General features: G+C 45.0%; 2 protein-coding genes. Both read left to right on the top strand.

The genetic code is table 11. The features are described 5' to 3' along the window. Positions 1-942, top strand: a 942-nt coding sequence (locus tag B4F08_RS14275) for an acyl-CoA dehydrogenase family protein (protein ID WP_291374915.1), incomplete at its 5' end; no start/stop codon positions are given. A gap of 36 nt (positions 943-978) precedes the next feature. Next, the coding region (locus B4F08_RS14270) for a hypothetical protein (protein ID WP_291374923.1) at positions 979-1094 on the top strand (116 nt) is incomplete at its 3' end.

Genomic DNA, 1094 nt, shown 5'->3' with positions numbered 1-1094 from the left:
ATGCAAGAAATCTCACGTGCTTCAGCTTCGATTGGTCTTTCTTATGGTGCACATTCTAACCTATGTGTGAATCAAATTAACCGAAATGGCAGCGAGGAACAAAAACAACGTTATTTACCAAAGCTAATTTCAGGTGAGTATGTCGGAGCACTTGCCATGTCTGAACCAAACGCAGGCTCAGACGTAGTCAGCATGAAGCTCAAAGCTGAAGATTGTGGCGATCACTTTCTGTTAAATGGCTCAAAAATGTGGATCACCAATGGTGGCGATGCCGATGTGCTTGTGGTGTATGCCAAAACGGATTTGCATGCAGGCGCTAAAGGCATGACGGCTTTCCTTGTAGAAAAAGGCATGGAAGGTTTTAGCCATGGCACACATTTAGACAAGTTGGGTATGCGTGGTTCGAACACCTACCCCCTGTTCTTCGACAATGTGAAAGTGCCAAAAGAAAACGTGATGGGTGGTGTAGGAAACGGCACCAAAGTGCTCATGAGTGGTTTGGACTATGAGCGTGCTGTTCTGAGTGCAGGTCCTTTAGGCATTATGGATGCCTGCATGGATACCGTGATTCCGTATATCCATGACCGTAAACAATTCGGCCAAGCACTTGGTGAGTTCCAGCTAATGCAAGGGAAAATTGCCGATATGTATTCGACTTGGTTGGCATGTAAAGCGCTAGTCTATGCCGTGGGTGCTGAGTGCGACAAGGCTGACCATAGCCGTAGCCTACGTAAAGATGCAGCCAGTGCAATTTTATATGCTGCTGAAAAAGCCACATGGATGGCAGGTGAAACCATTCAGACCTTAGGTGGAAATGGGTATATCAATGAATTTTCTGCAGGCCGTCTATGGCGCGATGCAAAACTCTATGAAATTGGCGCGGGAACTTCTGAAATTCGCCGTATGTTGATTGGCCGTGAACTGTTTAATGAAACAGCTTAACCCTCCACAACAATAAAAATGACAAGGATGTTCGTGATGAATCAATTACATAGCAAGATCAATATTCGAAGTGAAGACTTCAAAACCAACCAAACCGCGATGCAAAGCTTGGTCGATGACTTAAAGCAAAAAGCAGAACAAATTGCTTTAGG

The sequence above is a fragment of the Acinetobacter sp. UBA6720 genome, from assembly GCF_002454215.1.
Lineage (GTDB): Bacteria > Pseudomonadota > Gammaproteobacteria > Pseudomonadales > Moraxellaceae > Acinetobacter.
The sequence above is the reverse complement of the archived record's forward strand: the minus strand, read 5'-3'. Positions and strand labels throughout refer to the sequence as shown.